This window comes from Phenylobacterium sp., assembly GCF_028290885.1.
Classification (GTDB): domain Bacteria; phylum Pseudomonadota; class Alphaproteobacteria; order Caulobacterales; family Caulobacteraceae; genus Phenylobacterium.
This window is the reverse complement of record NZ_JAQGIZ010000312.1, coordinates 1-3,338: the sequence shown is the minus strand read 5'-3', so window position 1 is coordinate 3,338 and position 3,338 is coordinate 1. Positions and strand designations below refer to the sequence as shown.

The following is a 3,338-nucleotide window of genomic DNA, read 5'->3' as shown; positions in this document are numbered from 1 at the left end:
CCGCCGGGGTCGCCGTCTTCCTGCCGGGCCTCACCGTGCTCGCCTTCGTCTATCTGATCGCCGCCTGGGCGGTGGTCTCCGGCGTGCTCGCCATCGCCGCCGCCGTCCGCCTGAGGGGCGACCACGGCCGCTGGTGGATGGGCTTCGGCGGCTTCATCTCCGTCGTCTGGGGCGTGCTGCTGGCGATCGCGCCGCTGCTCGGCGCCCTGGTGCTCACCTGGTGGGTCGGCGCCTACGCCATCGTGTTCGGCGTGACCCTGCTGGTGCTGGCCTACCGCCTGCGGGCCCAGCGTTTCGCGACCCTGCCCGGCGCGGCGCCGCATCCGGCCTGAACGCCAAGGTCCATCGCAATGCCGTGCGCCAATTCCGGACCACGGCGCAAGGCGCCTGCGCGCGTCACCCTGGTCCAGGGTGGACCTGAGACTCAGGCGTTGATCTGGATCTTGGTGCGATCCTGCACGGCCGCCGCGTTCTTCGGCAGGGTGACCGTCAGGACGCCGTCGCGGAAGCCGGCTGCGATGCGGTTTCGCTCCACATCGGCGGGAATTGGGAAACTCCGGTCGAAACGGCCGAAGCGGCGCTCGCTGATGCGGTAGGCGCAGCTGACGTCGTCTTTTTCCTCCGCCTTTTGGCCGGAGACGAGAAGCAGGTCGCCGCGCACCTGGAGATCGACGTCGTCGCGGGTGAGACCGGGCAGCTCCGCGCAGAGCACGTAGGCCTCCTGCGTCTCTTTCACGTCTGTTGGCGGCAGGCCCAGCATCGGAGCTGCGCCCAGGGCTCCAAAGGGCCGGGCCGGGCGCAGGGCTGGGAAGGCGCCCGAGCCGGTGGCCTGCCGCCACAGGTCATCGAACCAGCGGTGCATCTCCAGCTGCATGGCGAAGAATGGCACGAAGGCGCCGCGCCAGCTGGTCGCAACCTCGTTGGCCGCCTGCCGACCCCGTTCGGCCGCCTCGCGCGTCGCAAGAGCCGCGAGCTCCGAAAGGTCTCGCGCCGCGCCGACCGCTTCATGGGTGGCGCTAGGGGGCGCCCCGTCCCTCGCTGCGAAAGAGCGCTCTTCGGCGCTTGGACGGGAGCCCGCCGGGCCCGCCGGCGATAGTCCCTCACGCGGCTTCGTCGGCGCGCCTTTGGAATCGGGGGTCGTTTGGGGATCGGCCATGATGGACCTCGAGCGAAAGGATTGGAGAAACCCCCACTGCGCTCAGTTTAGATCGCCTGCCGGATTTCTTCGACCGCTGCCGCGGTAACTTTTCATGACGCACGCGCTCCGCCACCGCCGCTCCGAGCGCCGCCGTGAGGGTGAAGCACCATCACCCGGTGCGAACTAGGCCGGGGCTTTCGTCTCAAGATGCTCGCGCCGCGCGGCCGCCCACACGGCGCGCGCCGCGTCGAGGTTCATGACGGCGATGCCCAGGCCGACCAGCACGTCGGGCCAGACGGAGGGCAGGAACAAGGTCACCGCGCCGGCCGCTATGATGGCGACGTTGGCGATGGCGTCGTTGCGCGCGGACAGGAACGCCGCCTTGGTCAGGCTGCCGCTATGGGTGCGAAACCGCGCGAGGGTGAAGGCGCAGAAGAGGTTCACAGCCAGCGCGCCGAAACCGGTGACTGTCAGTTCAAGGGCTGCCGGCGGCGCCGGATGCTCGAACTTCCGCCAGAGCATCCAGAGGAAGGCTGCGGCGGGGATCACCAAGACTCCCGAGAGCGCCATGCCCACCTTCGCCCGCCGAGGCGCGCTCCAGCCGAGCGCGGCGAAGATCAGGAAATTGACGGCGGCGTCCTCCAGGAAGTCCACGCTGTCGGCGAACAGAGAGACCGACCCGATCGAGAGCGCCACGGCGAATTCGACGCCGAAATAGGCGAGGTTCAGCAGCGCGACGAGCCGGACCGCTTTGCGAAGGTGCTCATCCATCGTCATGCGGAGCTATGGCGCCCAATCGAACTGCTCCTTCCCGTTCATATGCCCATGCCAAGCGACTGATGGTGCGGGCGGCCGGGGTCGAACCGGCACGGGCCTTTCGGCCCTACGGATTTTCGTACCACTTCGGCTTTCGCCGCCGCCCCCAGATTGGTCGAGGGCGTTCGTAGTCTGGACTATCCCTTCGCCGTAGCCGCAAGGCCTTAGGCGCCGCCCGTCTAGTCTCTACACCTTCCCGGGAGGCGGTCGCCTCCGTGGGCTTGGCTCGGGATCGCCATCTGACAGGGTTCCCCGAATTTGAGCGGTTCTACGTCCGGCGTTTCCCCCGGCGCACTCAGGTCTTCAGTTCAAGTCCGTTGCGTCTACCAATTCCGCCACGCCCGCGTAGCCGCCTGGGATTGCCATAGTCAGCGCGTACGCGCCAGCCGAGGCCGGGGACGGGCGTTCGCCCGGATGGGCGCCTTGGCGTTCGCCTGCGCCTCCTTCGCGGAACCGGCGCGAGGAGCGGCGCGCGGGTGATCCTCGCCGCACGGCCGCCCCCGGGCGCCACGGACGCCTCTATACAGGCCGGTTCGACAGGTATTGGAATCCGCGGAGGATATGGTCCTGCGCTGAGGGGAGAACGTCATGCACTCTGGCCGCAGACTTCGGGCGCGCCTCGCCGCGAGCTGCCTGGCGCTGGCGTTCGCCGCGGGCGCGCAGGCCGCGCCGGGATGGGGCGGCCTCGACTGGCTGGTCGGCGGCTGGACGGCGGAGGGCGGCGGCGCCCAGCAGGGGTCCGGCGGGTTCGCCTTCACCCCGGAGGCGGGGGGCCAAGTGCTCGTACGGCGCAACCACGCCGACTATCCGGCGCAGAACGGCAAGCCGGCCACTCGCCACGAGGACATGATGGTGATCGAGCACCAGGCGCGCGGCGGCCTGCGCGCCACCTACTGGGACGACGACGGCCACGTCATCCACTACGAGGTCCGCACGCCCGAGCCAGGCTCGGCGGAGTTCGTGAGCACCGACCCGATCGGCCCCCGCTACCGCCTCACATACCGGCGCACGCCGGTCGGCCTCGCGGGCTGGTTCGAAGTCGCGCCGCCCAATGACCGCGATCGCTTCCAGCCCTATCTCAACTGGACGGCGCGCCGGACGCGATGAGCACGCTCAGCCGCAGGCGGGGGGCCAGATCGCCGTCTTCGGCCTGCCGGCCGTCGGCGCTTCGCGGTCCTGGCGAGGAAGCGCGCGGCGCAAGGCGGCGGATAGGTCCTAGTGTCCCGATTCCGAAGTTCGCAAGCGCTTGCGGGTGGCTTTGGCGAACTTCGGAATCGATCAGGACACTAGCAAGTCCATGTTTCTAGTGTGCTTTTTGGATTTGAAGTTCGCTCGGCGGGTGGCCCGTGAATGCGGCGAACTTCAAATCCAGCACACTAGAGCG

At 69.1% G+C, this 3,338-nt stretch carries 4 protein-coding genes; 2 read left to right on the top strand and 2 right to left on the bottom strand.

What is annotated here, in order from left to right; genetic code table 11:
* Positions 1-332: DUF308 domain-containing protein (locus tag JWP28_RS20280; protein WP_299544323.1), on the top strand; the 332-nt coding region annotated here is incomplete at its 5' end.
* Positions 333-424: 92 nt separating this feature from the next.
* On the opposite strand, the gene JWP28_RS20275 is transcribed toward JWP28_RS20280, so the two are convergent.
* Positions 425-889, bottom strand: a complete 465-nt coding sequence (locus tag JWP28_RS20275) for an Hsp20/alpha crystallin family protein (RefSeq protein ID WP_299545667.1) — start codon at positions 887-889, stop codon at positions 425-427.
* A gap of 432 nt (positions 890-1,321) precedes the next feature.
* Positions 1,322-1,915 carry a cation transporter gene (locus tag JWP28_RS20270; protein WP_299545666.1) on the bottom strand — a complete coding sequence of 198 codons (594 nt, stop codon included), beginning with the start codon at positions 1,913-1,915 and terminating at the stop codon, positions 1,322-1,324.
* 627 nt (positions 1,916-2,542) lie between these two features.
* On the opposite strand from JWP28_RS20270, the gene JWP28_RS20265 reads away from it, so the two are divergent.
* The gene (locus JWP28_RS20265; RefSeq protein WP_299545665.1) at positions 2,543-3,061 is read left to right on the top strand and encodes a hypothetical protein; all 519 of its coding nucleotides are present in this window, start codon (positions 2,543-2,545) and stop codon (positions 3,059-3,061) included.
* The last annotated feature ends 277 nt before the right edge of the window (positions 3,062-3,338 follow it).

What these genes read in the sequence shown, in the direction of transcription:
- JWP28_RS20270 (WP_299545666.1), bottom strand. Translation starts at nt 1,915, where the DNA reads ATGACGATGGATGAGCACCTTCGCAAAGCGGTCCGGCTCGTCGCGCTG.
- JWP28_RS20265 (WP_299545665.1), top strand. Translation starts at nt 2,543, where the DNA reads ATGCACTCTGGCCGCAGACTTCGGGCGCGCCTCGCCGCGAGCTGCCTG.